Annotated in this window: 9 protein-coding genes; 5 read left to right on the plus strand and 4 right to left on the minus strand. The window is 37.7% G+C overall.

Annotated elements, in window-relative coordinates; genetic code table 11:
- Positions 1–449 precede the first annotated feature (449 nt).
- Both ABFC98_08275 and ABFC98_08280 read left to right on the plus strand, forming a co-directional pair.
- The gene (locus ABFC98_08275) at positions 450–836 is read left to right on the plus strand and encodes an SBBP repeat-containing protein (protein MEN6446018.1); all 387 of its coding nucleotides are present in this window, start codon (positions 450–452) and stop codon (positions 834–836) included.
- Positions 837–848: 12 nt separating this feature from the next.
- The gene (locus ABFC98_08280) at positions 849–2957 is read left to right on the plus strand and encodes an SBBP repeat-containing protein (GenBank protein MEN6446019.1); all 2109 of its coding nucleotides are present in this window, start codon (positions 849–851) and stop codon (positions 2955–2957) included.
- Between the two features lie 180 nt (positions 2958–3137).
- Here the strand turns inward: ABFC98_08280 and ABFC98_08285 are convergent, their stop codons facing one another.
- From ABFC98_08285 to ABFC98_08295, 3 genes are all read right to left on the minus strand, one after another.
- Positions 3138–3695, minus strand: coding sequence for a hypothetical protein (locus tag ABFC98_08285; GenBank protein MEN6446020.1), 558 nt, complete (start codon positions 3693–3695; stop codon positions 3138–3140).
- 23 nt (positions 3696–3718) lie between these two features.
- Positions 3719–4117 (minus strand): hypothetical protein, encoded by a 399-nt coding sequence (locus ABFC98_08290; protein MEN6446021.1) that lies wholly within the window; start codon positions 4115–4117, stop codon positions 3719–3721.
- 849 nt (positions 4118–4966) lie between these two features.
- A complete protein-coding gene (locus ABFC98_08295) occupies positions 4967–8887 on the minus strand; it encodes a T9SS type A sorting domain-containing protein (GenBank protein ID MEN6446022.1) in 3921 nt (1306 codons plus the stop codon).
- 228 nt (positions 8888–9115) lie between these two features.
- Between ABFC98_08295 and htpG the strand changes: the two genes are divergently transcribed.
- The 3 genes from htpG to ABFC98_08310 all read left to right on the plus strand — a co-directional run bounded on the left by htpG (position 9116) and on the right by ABFC98_08310 (position 16399).
- Positions 9116–11113 (plus strand): molecular chaperone HtpG, encoded by a 1998-nt coding sequence (htpG, locus tag ABFC98_08300; GenBank protein ID MEN6446023.1) that lies wholly within the window; start codon positions 9116–9118, stop codon positions 11111–11113.
- Between the two features lie 93 nt (positions 11114–11206).
- Complete coding sequence (locus ABFC98_08305) at positions 11207–14314, plus strand: CotH kinase family protein (GenBank protein ID MEN6446024.1); 3108 nt, start codon at positions 11207–11209, stop codon at positions 14312–14314.
- Positions 14315–14323: 9 nt separating this feature from the next.
- On the plus strand, positions 14324–16399 hold the full coding sequence (locus ABFC98_08310) for a hypothetical protein (protein ID MEN6446025.1): 2076 nt from the start codon (positions 14324–14326) through the stop codon (positions 16397–16399).
- Positions 16400–16863: 464 nt separating this feature from the next.
- On the opposite strand, the gene ABFC98_08315 is transcribed toward ABFC98_08310, so the two are convergent.
- Complete coding sequence (locus tag ABFC98_08315; GenBank protein MEN6446026.1) at positions 16864–18522, minus strand: SBBP repeat-containing protein; 1659 nt, start codon at positions 18520–18522, stop codon at positions 16864–16866.
- Between the last annotated feature and the right edge of the window lie 243 nt (positions 18523–18765).

Here is an 18765-nt window from a genome sequence, read left to right on the forward strand (position 1 = left end):
TGTCTATCACTAATGCAGGTCTCTTTCGTCTTTGTTCCATGGTTTTCTCCTCTTTAAATCTGATATATAGAAAAGATAACCAAATATCTTATTGATGCAACATTAAATAATGGACGCTATACTAGTCAACAAACTATCACACTTTTTCCCCTTTCTGAAATTCAAGCTGCAACGAAAAGAGGCGCTACAGCGAGGTACGACTATACAGGATGCGGAGCTACGGCGAGCTCCGGCTACACACCTACGACCACACCAAAAAAAGATTGACAGGTTTTCAAGAAAAATTTTAAAAGAAAATATGAAAAAGGAAATAAAGGAGTTGAAACGGAAATGTGTATCTTAACAAACAAAGCTACATTGAACTATATTTACCGTGCAAAAATAGACATTATTTATTCCTTTGTTTTTCTAAAACCAAATAGAAATATAAAAATATACAGGAGGATACCGTGAAAAAGACATTTCTACTATTTATCTTAGTTCTCTGCTCCATAATGCTATTTGCCCAAAAAGAGGAATGGCTCTGGGCAAAGAAAGCCGGAGGAAAAAGTGATGATTATGGAAATAGCATTGCTGTTGATGCCAATGGAAACAGCTATGTTACTGGGACTTTTTATGGTAGTAGTGCTACCTTTGGTTCTACTACCTTAACCGGCAGTGGGTATGATGACATCTTTGTTGCTAAGATGGATAGTAACGGTAACTGGCTCTGGGCAAGGCAAGCCGGGGGAACATTGTCTGATTTGGGCAATAGCATTGCTGTTGATGCCAACGGAAATAGCTATGTTACTGGGACTTTTGATGGTAGTAGTGCTACCTATGGCAATACTATCTAAACCAGCAGTGATTTGGGTGACATCTTTGTTGCCAAGCTGGATAGCAATGGTAACTGGCTCTGGGCAAAGAAAGTCGGTGGAACAAGTAATGATTTGGGCAAGAGCATTGCTGTTGATTCCAACGGAAACAGCTATATTACAGGTTATTTTAATGGAATAGCAACATTTGGTACTGCTACCTTAACGAGCAGTGGAGGGGATGATATTTTTGTTGCTAAGCTGGATAGTAGTGGTAACTGGCTCTGGGCAAAGAAAGCCGGGGGAACAGGTACTGATGAAGGTAATGGAATTGCTGTTGATGCCAACGGAAACAGCTATGTAACCGGTTATTTTGGTGGTAGAAGTGCTACCTTCGGCAATACTATTTTAACCAGTAGTAGTATGTTTTTTTTTGACATCTTTATTGCTAAGCTGGATAGTAAAGGTAACTGGCTCTGGGCTAAGAAAGTCGGGGGAGAAAATGATAAAGAGGTCAAGTGCATTGCTGTTGATGCTAAAGGAAACAGCTATGTTACAGGAAATTTTGAAGGAAGTGCTATCATCGGAACTACTAACTTAACCAGCAATGGCTGGGCACCGGATATCTTTGTTGCTAAGCTGGATAGAAATGGTAACTGGCTATGGGCAAAGCAAGCTGGCGGAACAAGTAAAGATTATGGCTATAGCATTGTTGTCGATGTTAAAGGAAACAGCTATGTTACAGGTAGTTTTGATAGTAGTAATATTACATTCGGCACTATTACCTTAACTAGCAGTGGCTATGGCGGCATTTTTGTTGCCAAGATTGACAGTAACGGCAACTGGCTCTGGGCAAAGCAAGCTGAGGGAAAAGTCTGTAGCATTGCTGTTGATGCTAATGGAAACAGCTATATTACAGGAAATTTTGGGAATAGTCCTACCTTTGGTACTACTGAATTAAAAAGTAGTGATGGTTCAGATATTTTTATCTCCAAAATTGGTTTACCTGTTTATCAGGTCTTAGTTCCAAATGGAGGAGAACAATGGAGGACAGGAAGCACAATGACCGTATATTGGAATTCCAATATATCCAATATAGGCAATTATATAAATATCCAGTTATCATTTGATAATGGGGTAAATTGGATAATTATGAATTCCAGTCCGGTTGAGGCGACCTTAGGCAATTTTTCTTTCACAGTGCCTTATGTAAACTCCAATCAATGCCTAATTAAAATAATAAATGCAGATAACAGTAATTGTTTTGATATTTCGGATGAGACATTCACTATTAGCAGTTCCGTACCTTATTCTTTATCGTTAACGGTGCCTAATTATTCTAAGCTGCAAGCAGGAAGGAACTATACTATCAATTGGACAGTATCAGGAATCAATATGGTAAATTTAGCTTATTCCTGTGATGCTGGTGTTACCTGGAATAGTATTGCCTCTGCTCTTCCTGCCAATTTGGGAACTTATGAATGGACTGTTCCCAATATAAGTGCTTCTACCTGCTATTTAAAAGTATCAGATTCTGCCCAGCCCGCTATTTATGATTGGAGTGATCAGGCATTTAGCATTTGTAAGTTACAATTGCTCAGTCCCAATGGTGGGGAAATATGGGGAACTAAAAGTAGAAAGAATATTAGCTGGTCAGAAAATTATATCAGTAATCTAAAATTGGAATACAGTTCGGATAAAGGTAATTCCTGGATAACCATAGCCAATGATATTTTTGCTGATTATTATTCTGGTAGCTTTAGCTGGTATTTACCCGATATTAATTCCAGTCAATACTTAATAAGGATTTCTGATGCTGATGATAATACAATTTGGGATGTAAGTGATAATCCCTTTACCATCCGTCCTTATATTATTGTAATTGCCCCTAATGGTAATGAATATTTAACAGTGAATAGCATATATGCTATACTTTGGTCAATTACAGCAGAAGTTTCTACTGTGGTAATTGATTATAGTATAGATGGAGGTAAAAACTGGCTACCTGTTCAGACCAGCCCTATAAATGCTGCAATCGGGAAATATGATTGGTTGGTGCCCAATAATCCATCTAAAAATTGTCTGATAAAAGTTTGTAATACTGCCGATAGAGATATTTATGATGTATCGGATAAGGTTTTTACTATCATTCCGTTAAATTAACCACCTACGGTTAATTTTTCTTTTGCTTCCTTACTGGAGGGTTGTATACCTATAAACGGTATATTGAAAAGTTCTCAAACATACTTGGAGTGAATAAATCATAATAATAATGTATTATATTATGTCTATTTGTTTTCTATTAATAATATAGAATTAGGCGTATTGCAATAAATGTAGTTGCTAAAAAGTGGGGTATCCATAAGAATGGCATATAGTTAAATGCATATATGAATAGTCGCCTATTTCATTATATATTAAATCATTTACTGCATTGTAGTATTTTACATTATATAGAGCATATTTTAATCTATTTTTAGATAAATTCAATAATTCTATACTTATTGTAACCCCACCGCAGCAATCAATATCGTTTATATATGCTCGTATAATGTATTTACAAGATGGTTTTAAATTAAATATTCTAATATTTTCTTCATTCCAATTACAATAACCATATAAGTAATCATAATAAATAAATGAATTAAAGGGTAAGTCAGGAGTAATTTTTATAATTTGGCTTTTGGGAATTGATAACATCATTTCATCTTCAATTTCTATATAAACATTATTGGAATCAGCACATACAATTTTACCGTCGTTTATAACTCTATTATTGATTAACAATAAATTGTAATTATTTATATAAGTTAACTCATCTATTACAGGCTCATTAACGGGGAAAGCCAAACAATGTAAATAACTGATTAGAGTTATTAATATAAAGATAATCTTTTTCATATTTATATCCTTTTATAATTATTCTAATCCTGCCAAGATGTTACAACACCGTCTTCCAAATATACATAAGGTCCAAAATCACCATAAACCCATTGTTCATGAGTTGAATACATTGTTACTGTTCTATTAATATCTTTTGGTCTACCCCAAGCTGTAATTAGTTGTTCTTTAGTCATACCCATAAAGATGTAACCTTTTGCTATATTTATACATTCTTGCTTATCCCATCCGTATTTGTCATATAAGCGTTTAGCCCGTTGTTGTGTATTGTTTTTTACTTTTTCAATATAAGTGATACTATCACCAGAATATTCACCGTATTTAAGAGATTTCCTTTCAAAATTTGTACTAATTGTCTCTCCAGTTTCCCAATCTTTAACTATAATTCCTTTCTCATAATAATTATAAGAGATATTAGACATCCAACATAGAGTTTATTTTTTTTCCCATTCTTAACCACTTCTTCTGTGTTCTGAGGTTCTTCTAATTCATCCATAATAACTCCTTCTTAAGAATAACCTTATAAAAGTATTTATTCTTAATGTAACACATAATTTTTTATGCTGTATTTTTCAATAAGTCCTTTATTATAAATTTCAATTCTTCTGTCAATATCTTTTTTCTTTATTTTTAGATTTCCCCTTTTTTAAAACAGGGAAGTATAAGTTGTCGATATTCCACGCATTATCCTTATATGTATTGATGTCGAACTTTGTGACATAGTTAAAACAATCGGACTTTACTTCTGCGGTTAATTGCCTACTTCCCGAAGGGATACTAAAGAAGCAAATCAGTAACGATCCAGTAACGGGACTACGGAAGTGTTAGGGAAGTGTTACAGAGTCGTTAGATAATCTTCTTGGTTACTACAAGGGAGTATAGTAGCTAAAAACAAGAATATTGTTCTTACCCTTCTGAATGACAATTTGCTTTACATCTGTGTTTTTGCTTGGGACAAAATGAGCAAAATTATCGATATACTGTTGCTTTGCCAACCTCCTCTCCAAAGAAATAAGCATCGGTAAAAAGAAAAACAAAGCGCAAGACCTCTTCTGACAAAGCCGGATACATTGATAACGCCCAAGAGAATAATGTGATAGTAAATCACTGATTCATAGTATATGATCAGATATACTATTTATTCTCTCTTCGGACATAAGGGCTCTGCTTCTCTTAGGTAGGATCTTTCTTTTCCAGATGGGTCAGACAAGCTACCTTAGTGAATCTGTTAATAAGCTCCTATGCTAAATTATGGGTATTGGGCATTATCCTCACTTCAACAACAAAAGTTTGCGAGTTAAGCATTGTTTTCCCGTTTCTATGCGGGCAAAATAGACACCACTGCTAACTGTTCTGCCGGAATTATCCTTTCCATCCCAAATTAGTTTATGTTCGCCAGTGCTCAAAATACCCTTATGCAAAGTGCGAATCTTTTGTCCTTTCAGATTATAGAGAGTTACGGATACTTCCTGAGTTTTGGCTGTCTGGAAGGAAATAGTGGTAACAGGATTGAAAGGATTGGGGTAAATTGCCATTTGGGAGATCGGTTTTTGAATTGGATCATCATTGCTGACAGGATAATTGGTTACTCTGATCAAGCCCTCATAGGTTCCCGGAGCAGGAGGGATAAAAGTAAAGTTTGTGAGATTTCCATAGGTGTAGGACTGTTCTCCAAGAACGATTCTAATAGTGTAATTAGCGGGAAGATGCAAATCGGAAAGTGCAAAGTCGAGAGGATCCGTTGTAGGGCAAATAACTTTAAAATGCCATACTTTTTCCTGATTCACGGTGGAAGATAATGCTTCACGAAATTCGCAGCTGAGTTTTTTATCTTTAAAACTGGCATCTTCAGGGGTTTCTCGGCTTAAATATGCACACACGGAAGGAAATGGTTTAACGGGAGCCGCCGGTAAATCTACATAAAAGTCGTAGCCATCAGTGGCAACGGGATTCGTTCCCAAAATAAATTCATCTGCATCGCTCGCAGGGCAAGAAACAGAAACATTGAACTGCCAGTAATTGTCAGGAGGAGTAATATCCGGAGCTGAAAAATAGGGGTAGAAACTAATGTTGGTATTAAGCAACTGATCGCTATAATACTTAATATAAAAGGATTCATAGGGCAGTATTGTATCTACCGCTTGAAATTTGCCGTTTCGATACACAAATACGGCTCTGGAAATTAGATTCTGAGCAATCATTTCGCTGTATCGAAAGAGAGTGGAGCCAACCAGAAAACGCAAATTCTGAACTGGATAGCTGCAATAATGGGGATTGGAAACGAAATTCCAGCCGGGTTCAAGGGGGTAGGAATTTATTTCGGTGGGGCAAATATCCGCAGTGGAACTATAAAAATTAATGTCTGCCGCATTTACCCAATACGCTATACTAAACAAGAAATCGGTACTTTCTTGCCAGGTATCGTTCTCTCCTTGAGCTAAAGCCGTTGATCCCTCTCCAAATACACTGGTGATGGTAGGAGTTAAATTTGGCCAAATCTGCGAGCGCGTCTGCCATCCTGATTCATTATAATGCAAAACCATTCTGGGGACGAAAGCAAAAATATAGGAGGAGGCATAAGTGGTCATCAAACCATCTGTAGCATAACAATCAATGTAAAAACGCGCCTTCTGCATATTCAGCGTTTGGGGAATAGAATATGTCCAGCTGGTTTGCGATGAGGGAAGGTTGGAAGTAAGGAATAAACTATCCGTATCATTTTTAATATACAAGTTAAAATGATCTATGAGGAAGGAATTTTGCGAAGACCATTGGAAAGTGACATTATTTCCTCCCTGGTACAAACGGTTGGTTTGGTTCGTAGGAGTTATTTTGGGTTGCAGATTTCCCCAATACAAAGTCATTGTTCTGATATTAGTATTGGGAGAAGTAAATTGATACGGACTGCTGAATAAATCGTGCCAAGTTCCATTGTAAGAATCATATATGTATAATTTTTCGGAGCGGTTAAAATTAGCGGAAGCACTTAAAAACAGAGGAGTATTAAGCTCGGTTGTCCTGATTCTGATAGTCCAGCTTTTTATATCCAAGGATGTATCATAATTTCCTTTCACTTCTCTGGATAGAGATGTTCCACTATTTCCCCAATACGCTTCCCAAAAACCACCCCAGAGATAATTGCTGCCGGAAGGATTACTTTTGGTAATATCGTAATATGTATCTTGAGCATCGGACGCAAAAGGATTCTGAGCAAAATTGAGAGTGTCAACTAAAGTGGAAGTATTATTTCTTAAATATAAAGAATGAATGGCTCTAACTGCGGCGGAGGCAGGATAATTATAGAAAAATTCTTGGTTATTGGTATTTGTGCAACTGAGCATATAATCCCAATTCTGACCATTTGATACATTATAATCCCAATAGGTGAAACTGCTGGCAGTGGGATTAGTAAGAGCGGAATTGGTAAGATATGAATCTATCATCGTATATGTTGTCTGCTCGGGAGTTTTACGATAAATCTTGAAGCCCTGGTTATTACTTTGACCTCCAACGCCCCAATATAAACGAACTGCGTTATCCAAACCGTAAACTGTGAAGGACACTATATTGGCAGGAGCGGGAATTGTAGTTATTTGATTGGATAATACCGATTCATTGCCGTTTTTATCCTTGGCACGAATTTTGAAGAAATAGCTGGAAGTATTGTTCAGACCCGTAACCGTTACACTTGAACAAGAAGGAGAAGCCAGAACGGGATTATTGTTGCGATTAAAAATTTGATAATTATCTGTCCCAATTGGATCAGTGGCATACAAAATTTCATAGGTGTCAAAATCGTAACAATCAACCTTATCCCATTTCAAAGTGATGGAATTCAAGGACTGATTGTAAATGGCAAAGCCAGTTGGAGAAGGCGGAACGAGCTGATCATTCAGCTGGAATGTTTCATCTAAAACACTGTTTAAATCGTAAACCCAACGCAAATAGTAGAGACGGAAATTATCAAATAAATGGTCAAAATTCCAGTGTTGGGTAGATTCATCCCAGCCATAAAACCATTTATAAGTATTTTCGGTTAAATCATAAGAATTAGGCAATTCGTCCATTTCTACATGTAGAAAGGGCTCAAACACATCATAATCAGTCCAACCAGTAAGAGTGTAAATCATTTGATAGTTTTGGGAATAGGCAGGTAAATCTATGTAATCATTTACGGCGTAAGAATGTTCACCGTCATCGAAAACAAAGGGATAGGTAGAATAATTCACTCCGTAAAAATCATTCAGATAAACATCGCTGTGAAAGCCCACAGTATTTGCCGGAATCATTATATGATGGCCCTTGTTAATCATATCCAGTTTGCGGCTGGAAAGGTCTCTTATTGGAAGATTGGGACACATACGATTGTTCCCTGCAGAAATTTGGACATTGGGATAGCCGGCGTGATAATTCCAATCGTAAGTGTGAATTTGAGGTGAAAATTCCCGGTGATTGAACTCAGCCCTAATCTTATCCGCAAATTTCTTATAACAGATATTAAAAGGATGATTGGTCAAACGGGTTGGATCAGAAATGGATTTAGAATTGGTATAAGTTCCTACATTGGTCCATTTAACTTCTCTGCCTGCACCATTAATCAGTAAAAATTGACCGTCCCAGATTTGGAAGGCCTCCAAAGCAAAAGACGGAGAGGGAAAATCATCACAAGGATGGGGAGCGGTAACTATAATAGGTCTGGCTCCGGAAGGATTGTATATATAAAGTCCCCACCCGTAACAAAAGGCACCAATTTCATCATCATAGCTATCTAATGTGCCGTTATTATCAACATAACTGCTATCCGGAATTTCGCGTAAAATCCTATAGGTGATATTAGTGTCCGTATCATCGAAAATAACTACCTGATAAGGATATCCGGCACTTTCAATGGCTGTTTGGGCTTCATCCAGCAAGCCGTCTAAAAATAAATCTACGATAGATCCCCAAGTATTCAGTTGATCAGTCGTAGGAACTATAAAATCTCCAAAACCATTGGTCTGTTTATCATAAGGTGCATAAGTATTGTATCCCTGAATAGCCACTCCTTCGGCTAAATGCGAAATCCAATTGTCATAAGCACAATTGGGCTCGGTGCCATAAAGGAAATGTTTTAAGGAAGCGGTTTCATGAATTACTGCTGCCAAAGGCAATACCAGCAACAGAATAAGCATAAACATTAAAATTCTTTTCATCTATACTCCCATATTAGCAAAATTTTAAAATTTCATAATTACCTAAACGCAACATTGCATAAATTAGTCAAGTAGAATTTCATAAATAAAATAAGCCAGATATTGGCAAAAACCACAATTTATTTTTAGCAGTCCGTGGCATTGACTGCTAAAAATACTTGACAAAATCTCTAAGCTGATTATTATATCATCAGAAATTGAATTAAACCATATAAGGAGATACAATAAATGGCAGACAAGAAAACAAAAGAAACAGGCAGCTTAAGTATCCATACTGAGAACATCTTTCCGATAATTAAGAAATGGCTATATTCGCAGCACGATATATTTTTAAGAGAGCTAATATCCAATTCGGTGGATGCCATTTCCAAACGCAAATATGCCGATTCCAATTTCAAGGAAGAGGATATGAAGGTGGAAGTGAAGCTGGATAAAGGTAAAAAGACAATTCAAGTAATTGATAACGGCATTGGGATGACGGCGGATGAAATAAAAAAATACATCAATCAGATAGCTTTTTCCGGAGCCGAGGATTTCATTAACAAATATAAGGATGTCCAGAACAATATGATTGGTCATTTTGGTTTGGGATTTTATTCGGCGTTTATGGTTTCGGACAAAGTGACGATTGATTCTCTATCTTATTTGGAAGGAAGTGAACCGGCCTTTTGGGAATGCGATGGAAGTACTGAATTTTCAATGAGTAAAGGCAAACGAAAAGAAATAGGGACTACCGTTACAATCTATTTGAATGAAGAAAATGGGGAATATGCCGATGCGGGAAAGATAAGAGAGATTCTGGAGCGTTATTGCAATTTTATGCCCTGTCCAATAATGTTTGAGGATAAGCAAGTTAACCAAAAAGAGGCATTATGGAACCGCAAACCGGGCGAAGTGAAAGATGAAGAATATATAGAATTTTACAAGAATGTGTTTCACGATTATATGGATCCTGTTTTTTGGATTCATCTGAATGTGGATTTTCCTTTCAATTTAAAGGGTATTCTTTATTTTCCCAAACTGCGTAACGAGCCGGATTTTTTCAAAGGCGAAGTGAAACTCTATTGTAATAATGTGTTCGTAGCTGATAATTTGGAAGACCTCATTCCGGAATTTTTACTACTTTTGAAAGGCGGCATTGACATTCCTGATATACCTTTGAATGTATCACGCAGCTTTTTACAAAATGACGCACAGGTGAAAAAAATCAGCCAATATATCGTTAAGAAAGTATCTGACCACTTCAATAACACATTTAAGGAAGACCGTAAAAAGTATGAAAGTTATTGGGAAGATATCAATGCCTTTATCAAATTTGGCTTGCTGAAAGAGGATGATTTCTTTGAGGCAATGAAAGATATCATTATTTTCAAAACTGCCAGCGGCGATTATGTTACCCTTGAAGAATACAAAGCTCGCAATAAAAGTGAAGGGGAAAAAACCAAAATCTGGTATGCAGCCAGTGAAGATACTCAGGTAAGCTATTTGAATTTAATGAAGGAACAAGGAATAGAGGTTATTTTCCAAAACAGTCCTTTGGATACTCATCTCTATCAACAGCTGGAAAATAAACTGGGTAATATAGAATTTATGCGAATTGATAGCGAAGTGAATGACCTTATAGTGAATAAGGAAGGCGTAGAAGGTGATTCGGAAGATAAATTGAAAGAGCTATTTTACGATGCCTTGGATCAAAAAGTGGAAGCCAATTTCAGCAAAGAGAGCTATGCGGATTTCTTAAAAAAGTATCCAAATGCTGCCACTATCTTAAGCCCCTATCTTATTCAGAATGATGAACAAACCATTATCAAGCCCTATGAACTGCCCGAAAATGTGCGAAAAGAATTGGGCTCGGAAGCAATGAAAGCTCTTCTGGACAATGCTTTCACCGAAATTAAAGTGGAAGTGAAGAGCTTAAAAAGTGCAGATATACCTTCAATGATTGTCTTCAGTGAATATATGCGTAGATGGCATGATATGGATATGCTGTCTCATCAAAATGCTTCTTCCGATATGCTTAAATACCATACTTTGGTAGTAAACCGAGATAATGAAGTGATAAAAAAGATTCTTAATCTCAGTATGCAAGGGAAAAATGAAGAAGCTAAAACACTCTGCTCCTATATTCACGATTTATCGCTTTTGGAGCAAAAACCCTTTACTGGCAAAGAACTGAAAAGTTTTATCAATAAGGCAAACCAAGTGCTGAGCTATCTAAAAGATTAAATTAAGAAAATATGCAGGATTTTTAAATCCTGGGAGTATCAAATACAGGGATTGTGGAAAGCAGTCCCTGTATTTTTTTTAGATGAGGTGAATATGAAAAAAGCATATCTTGTTCTCTGTTTAATGCTTAGCTTTGTTTTTAGTATGCAAGCTCAAACAGATTTTTACGATATGGGAACCGTGAATACAATTCAATTATTTTTTACACAATCCAATTGGGATCAGATTCTTGATCAGCTGTATGCGGCGGGTGAAGATAGATTGATTGGCACAGCAATTATTAATGGAGTAACTTATGACAGTGTAGGAGTTCGTTATAAAGGTAACAGTTCTTACAGTGCAAATCGCAACAAAAATCCTTTCAATATTAAGGTGGATCATATAATTGAGGATCAGCTGATAGACGGAAAATATGGAACTATTAAGCTTGCCAATGGTTTTTCCGATCCTTCTCTTGTGCGGGAGACACTTTCTTATGAAATTGCCCGTAAATATATGCCTGCTTGTAAAGCCAATTATGCCAATGTTTGGGTGAATAATGTCCTCATTGGTGTTTATACTTCCGTGGAAGATGTGGATAGCAATTTTATGGCTGAACATTTTCATACTTCAGGCAAACCACGGTTTAAGTGTGATACAAATACGATGGGAACTGTGACTGTTTGGGGTTATTTGGGTGCTGATTCTACTGCGTATATGCAATACTATGGTTTGGAATCTGATTATGGATGGAACACTTTGATCAATTTTACCAATACGCTCCAAAACAATTATGCCAATATAGACCAGGTGATGAATGTGGATCAAAACTTATGGATGTGTGCCTTTGACAATCTGTTGGTAAATCTGGACGCACCCATCAATGTCTTTCATAATTTTTATCTCTTTGGGGATGCAGATAATAGAATTAACCCTCTGTTATGGGATTTGAATATGTCCTTTGGTGGATTTCAGGGTGGTTCCGTTTCGGGGATGCAAAATTTGGATCCTTTGCGCAATTCCACCAGTAGCACTTTTTTACTATTGAAGAATGTTCTAAATAATTCTCATTACAAAAAGATGTATATTGCTCATATGCGAACAATGATAGAGGAGAATTTTTCCAATGGCTGGTATGCAACTCGGGCGGCAGAATTGCAAAGTGTTTGCGGACCTTCCGTGCAAAACGATACCAATTATTTTTATACCTATGCCAATTTTCAAGCAAACCTAAATAGTCAGGTTGGAGGTGGTTCTGGAGGTCCCGGAGGGGGACAAACCGTTCCTGGCATTACCCAATTGATGAATGCCCGCGCTACTTATCTTTTAAGTAATACTAATTTTGCGGGAACTATTCCGACAATGGCTGCTCAAAGTTACAGTCCTGAAAATCCCGAACCGGGTTCCACTCTTCAATTTACAGCTACTTTTGCCAATGCTACTTATGCTCAGCTGGGCATCAGACAAAACATAGCAAGCAAATTTACTTATTACCAAATGTTTGATGATGGAGCTCATTCCGATGGCTCAGCCAATGATGGCGTTTATGGAATAAGCGTTCCCATTTCTTATGGTGACATAAATTATTACTTCTGGGCAGAAAATTCTTCGCAGGGTATGTTCTTTCCTGCCAGAGCGGAACATGAATATTTTACCATTGCTGTTTCCAGTTTCACGGGAGAGTTATTCATCAATGAAATTATGGCCAAAAATGCCTCTTTTGCAGATCCCAATGGCGATTTTGACGATTGGGTGGAAATTTATAATCCCAATAATTATGCTGTAGATTTAGGTGGAATGTATATGACTGATAGTCATTACAGCAACGGGATAAGTGCCTGGACTCAAATTCCGACAACTAATCCTGATGTTACAACTATCCCGGCGCATAGTTATAAAATTGTGTGGTATGATGAAGAACTTGATCAGGGTCCTTTACATATAAATGATAAATTAGGGGGTGGGGCAGATGCTGTTTATTTAATTGATAGCGATGGTGTCACTCTCGTAGATAGCTATATTTGGACTGAAACAACCGATTTAAATGTTGATGACAGATCAATTGGCAGATTACCAGATGGAACCGATAATTGGGTTTTATTTGGAACGGGGCAAACCAATCCTTGCACTCCTGGCGCTTCCAATCAAGGAACTGTGAATACGCTTCCCGTTATTGAAAATATTGCTTATAACCCACTTGTCACAGATGAAAACAGCATCATAACCATATCTGCCAGTGTTAGTGACAGCGATGGGAGCATAAATAGCGTGCAATTATTGTATGGCATTTCGGACTGGACTTTGAACACCGTTGCAATGAGTTTAACCGAAAACAGCTACACAGCTCAAATCGGGCCTTTTGCTTTGGGTTCTATCATCAAATACAGGATTCAGGCAACAGATAATGTTTCAGGAGTCACTCAATCGCCAGTATATACAATTGTAATTGGTTATTCTGCTCCCATTTTGTATATCAATGAATTAATGCCTTCCAATACTGCAACTGTTATGGATGAAAACAGTGAATATGAGGATTGGGTAGAAATTTATAATCCTAATAATTTTGAAGTTGATTTAGCGGGCTATTATTTTACAGATGATCATTATCCTGACACCGGAACTTCTTTAACTCAGATTCCTACGGGATTTACCGAAACGATTATACCTGCCAGTGGCTATAAAATAATCTGGTTTGATGAAGACCTTGACCAAGGTTCTTTGCATATCAATACTAAATTAAGCGCTACTGCGGATGCGGTTTATTTAATAGCGCCCGATATGTTAACTTTGATAGATCATATTGCTTGGACAGAGGATTTAGCGTTAGCCAGTGATATATCTTATGGAAGATATCCCGATGGCAGTGAAAATTGGGTTAAGTTTGGAACTGATTTTGAGAATCCTGTTACGCCAGGAACGCAAAATTACCCTACTGGCAACAGTGATGATTCTATTACTCCGGTTGTTATGCGTTTTGAAGTATGGCCCAATCCGGTTAGAGATGCGCTAAATATCAATCTTAAAGGTGCCAAAGATAAATACCGGGTGAAAGTGTATAATCTTAAAGGGCAGTTAGTTACCGAGAATGTAATGGCTTCAGACGGTAAAAATCAATGGGATTTACGCGATAAAAACGGCAACCGCATTAGCAGCGGTATATACTTAATCCGAACTCAATTTGCCGGCAAACAATTCAGCAAAAAGATCTGCATCATCCAATAAGGAGCAAAAATGAAAAAGTTCTTGTTTATAGCATTCATATTGATGGGTGCTGCACTAAATGCTACTGTTATTTCTGCTTGGACATTTGAAAATACTCTTAGTCCATCTACCGGCAGTGGAAGCGTTTCAATAGTCGGAGGGGTAACCGATGACGGTTTTAATACTGGTTATAATGGTGGATTAGCTTGGAGCACAACAAGTTATCCTGCTCAGGGGACGAATAATATGACAGCAGGAATAGTTATAAATGTTTCCACCGCCAATTTTAGAAATATATCTATTAGTTGGGCGCTTCGGCACAGCAATAAATCCGCAAATAAAGCTGTGCTTTTTTACACTTTGGATAGAACAGTGTCAGAACCTGTATGGATTCAGGCAGACATATACAATGCTACCAGCGGTGACAGCTGGTTTCCCAATTCTTTTAATGCCAGTTCTATAACGGAGATAAATAACAATCCCAATCTGGCTTTTAAGCTTGTTTCCGCTTTTGGCGATACAGAAAACACTCTTTATATGCCTTCCAATCCCAGTAGCACTTATGATGGAGGGAAATGGCGTTTTGATGATATAATTGTAGAAGGAATTTCAAGTGCTCCTTATGTTGAAATCACTGCAAATTTACAACCTTTTTATGCCTTGCCGGGAACTTCTTCTGAAGTTCAGACCTATCAGTTAGTTGCTTCCAATGTAAGCGGAAGTATAACTATAACTGCTCCTCAGTATTTTTTTCTGCGGTTTTCCGATAGTGGTTCTTTTGTTTCTTCTATAGAGTTATATGCCTTAAATGGCGGTTTCAATAGAACTATTCAGGTTATTTTTCAGCCAAGCGTCAGTGGAAGTTATACCGGCAATATTAGCCATAGCGGGGGTGGAATTATTCCTCAGGAAATTGAAGTAAGCGGCTCCACTATCTTCCCAGAACCGACAAATTATCCCGTTGCCTTTACTACTGCTGGTGTTACTTACTATCAGACATATCTGAACTGGATAGATTCTACCGGAACATCTCTTCCAAACAGCTATTTAATTAAGGGTAGTGAAGTAAGTTTAGCAGATATTGCAGACCCTGTGGATGGCATTCCTGAAAACGATGCGGAGCTTAGTAAAAATGTCAGTTATAGCGTTCAGACGCAGCTTTTTTATGGACTAAAAGAAAATCAGACCTATTATTTCAAAATCTTTCCCTATACTAATAGCGGCGAAACCATCAATTACAAAGTTGATGCCAATGCACCTTCTGTTCAATTTATCACTTCTACAGGACCAGTTGGTTCTGTTTTGCTACCGGGAGATTTGGCTTTTGTAGAATATGCTACCGATTCACCTGACCGATTCAGTTTCGTGCTGTTGAAAGATATTCAGGAAAATACCAAGATTTACTTTACCGATAAAGCATATAATGGAACCGCTTTTCTGGCAAATGAAGCACTTTATGAATGGAGAGGAGTAGGACGCTCTTATGCTACAGGAGAAGTTATTCATCTGGTTGAAGGGCAGACCTTTACCACTGAAGGTATCCATAGTCCCGGCGTAGAAGGTCTTTCCAATGATGGCGATCAGATTATTGCCTTCCAGGGAACCCTTGAGACGCCTTCTTTCATATCTGCAATTTCTTCCACGGGTTGGCTGACCGAAGGTACTGTCAATAACAATAATTCTTACCTTCCCTCTACTTTAACTTTGGGAGTAAATGCTTTGGGTTTTGCCACAGAAGTGGATGATGGTGTCTATAATGGCGCTACAACAGGTTCTATTGCTGAAATAAGAACTGCTATAAATAATCCAGAGAATTGGACCAGAGCGGGCAACTTGAACAATATAACCTTCCCCGTTTGGAATTTCGTTCTAAATGCACTTGTTATGTCCGAACCGGTGATTACCCAAATCAGTAGCACTACAATTAGAATTTCCTGGCAACAGGTGTCTGGCGCTACGCATTACAATGTCTATAAATCGGCTTTGCCGTATGCCAGTTTTCCACAGGACTGGGTTTTGGCAGCGGATAATATCACCGGACTATTTTGGGAAACGACCGAAATTACTAATCCGAGACAGTTCTATCGCATTATAGCAGTTAACTGATTTATACTTTTATCTGACTTTGCCGGCTGGTATGTTCTTCCAGCTGGCAAATTTTCTTTAGGAGTGGTAAATGCCAACTTGAGCAACTTCCGGCAATAATTAATTTTCTGTCGTCCCGCTGGGACTAAATTATTTGTTCTTTATTGCGCCGGGTTAAAACCCGTCGTTAGTACCTGTCGTCCTTAACGGAACTTTAAATTAGAAATCCATTAAATCCTATAATCCTGTTCCTCTCAGACCTATTATCTTTTTTAATCTGTGAAATCAGTGTAATCTGTGAGAGAATATCCATGTTCAAAGTGCAGAAGTTCTTAGTTCAAAGTTATTCTTTCGGTGACTTCGGTGGCTAATTATAAAAAATCCTTTAAATCCTGTTCATCCCAGACCTATTATCTTTTTTAATCTGTGCAATCAGTGCAATCTGTGAGAGAAAAACAGGAGCAGCGTCCTCCGGCTACCCTTTTTTATTTCAATAGCACTGCTTTCTTGGTGTAAATCTCTTTTCCTGCCTGCATTCTAATGTAATAAATACCGGTACTGCAGAGGCAGCCATTATTATCCTCTCCTTCCCAAGTTAATTTATAACTTCCCTGCTCTTTATATCCCAAGGCAAAACTGCGCACTAATTGACCCCGATTATTATAGACCTCAATTTTCACATCTGCGGGCATACTTATTTCATAGTCAATAGTCGTAAGGGGATTAAACGGATTAGGATAGATAGAATGGATGCCGTTAAAGGATATAATATCAGGTAAACTTATACTATTTCCTTCTCCTAATTTAGCCACAAAGATATCATAATCCCCACTACCGGTTAAGGTAGTAGCTCCGAAGGTAGCATTATCATAAAACCAACCTGTAACATAGCTATTTCCGTTAGTATCAATAGCAATACTCTTGACATAATCTAAACCTGTTCCCCCGGCTTGCTTTGCCCAGAACCAGTTACCATTGTTATCAATCTTAGCAACAAATATGTAACTACGACCATACATATCACCATTTAAGGTAGTAGTGCCAAAGGTAGCATACCTACTAGAAAAATTACCGGTTACATAGCTATTTCCATTAGCATTAACGGCAATGCTATTGCCAAAATCAATATCTGTCCCTCCGGCTTGCTTTGCCCAGAGCCAGTTACCGTTGCTGTTCAATTTAGCAACAAAGATGTCATAATTTCCACTGCTGGTCAATGTTGTAGTTCCGAAATTAGCATTTCCTACAAAAAAACCTGTAACATAGCTGTTTCCATTGGCATCAACAGCAATGTCATTGCCATAACATATATCACAATCTGAACATCCAGCTTGCTTTGCCCAGAGCCAGTTACCACTACTATTAAGTTTAGCAACAAACATATTCTCTACATTGCTAATCAGAGGGATAGTGCCAAATGAAACATTACCAGAAAAACGACCTGTAACATAGCTGTTTCCGTTAGCATCAACAGCAATACTACCACCTAAAACATCAATTGTTCCACCAGCTTGTTTTACCCAGAGCCAGTTACCATTACTATTAAGTTTAGCAACAAATATATTCTCTACATTGCTCAATAGAGGGATATTACCAAATGAAACACTACCATAAAAACTACCTATAACATAACTGTTTCCATTGGCATCAGCAGCAATGCCATAGCCATGAACAAAACCTGATCCTACGGCTTGTTTTGCCCAGAGCCAGTTACCGTTACTATCCAGCTTGGCAACAAAAATATCGCCCCAGCTACTGCTGGTTAAGGTAGTAGTACCGAAGGTCGCACTACCAGAAAAACCACCTGTAACATAGCTGTTTCCATTGGCATCAACAGCAATGCCATAGCCATGAACAACACCTGATCCTACGGCTTGCTTTGCCCAGAGCCAATTACCGTTTCTATCCAACTTGGCAACAAAGATGTCCACTTCCCCAATACTGGTCAAGATATTAGCTCCGAAAGTAGCACTTTGTGCAAAATAACCGGTAACATAGCTGTTTCCATTTACATCAACAGCAATGCTCTTGCCCTCATCATAATCTGTTCCACCGGCTTGCTTTGCCCAGAGCCAATCCTCGTTTTGGGCAAAGAGTGCTATGGAGCAGAGAACTATGATAAACAATAGAAATGTCTTTTTCACGATATCCTCCCATAGAGTTTTTTCTTGTGATTGATAATCATCAAATACAAGGTTAAAAAAGGTATATTTATGTTCTGTAGAAAGAGATACATAAATCTGCTTGGATTTGTTAAGAAAGGTCTATTTATACTATTTAAATACGGCAAAGTGGATTGTCTGGTAAAGATAGACATAATAATGTTCGGTAAATATGGTAATGTAGTTTGCTTTTTTAAGGTCAGCATATTCCATCACTCTCCTTAG

The sequence above is a fragment of the Candidatus Cloacimonas sp. genome (assembly GCA_039680785.1).
Classification (GTDB): Bacteria; Cloacimonadota; Cloacimonadia; order Cloacimonadales; family Cloacimonadaceae; genus Cloacimonas.

Excerpts from the sequence above, each read along its gene's own strand:
- ABFC98_08285 (MEN6446020.1), bottom strand. The coding sequence starts at position 3,695 with ATGAAAAAGATTATCTTTATATTAATAACTCTAATCAGTTATTTACAT.
- ABFC98_08290 (MEN6446021.1), bottom strand. The coding sequence starts at position 4,117 with ATGTCTAATATCTCTTATAATTATTATGAGAAAGGAATTATAGTTAAA.
- ABFC98_08295 (MEN6446022.1), bottom strand. The coding sequence starts at position 8,887 with ATGAAAAGAATTTTAATGTTTATGCTTATTCTGTTGCTGGTATTGCCT.
- htpG (MEN6446023.1), top strand. The coding sequence starts at position 9,116 with ATGGCAGACAAGAAAACAAAAGAAACAGGCAGCTTAAGTATCCATACT.
- ABFC98_08305 (MEN6446024.1), top strand. The coding sequence starts at position 11,207 with ATGAAAAAAGCATATCTTGTTCTCTGTTTAATGCTTAGCTTTGTTTTT.
- ABFC98_08310 (MEN6446025.1), top strand. The coding sequence starts at position 14,324 with ATGAAAAAGTTCTTGTTTATAGCATTCATATTGATGGGTGCTGCACTA.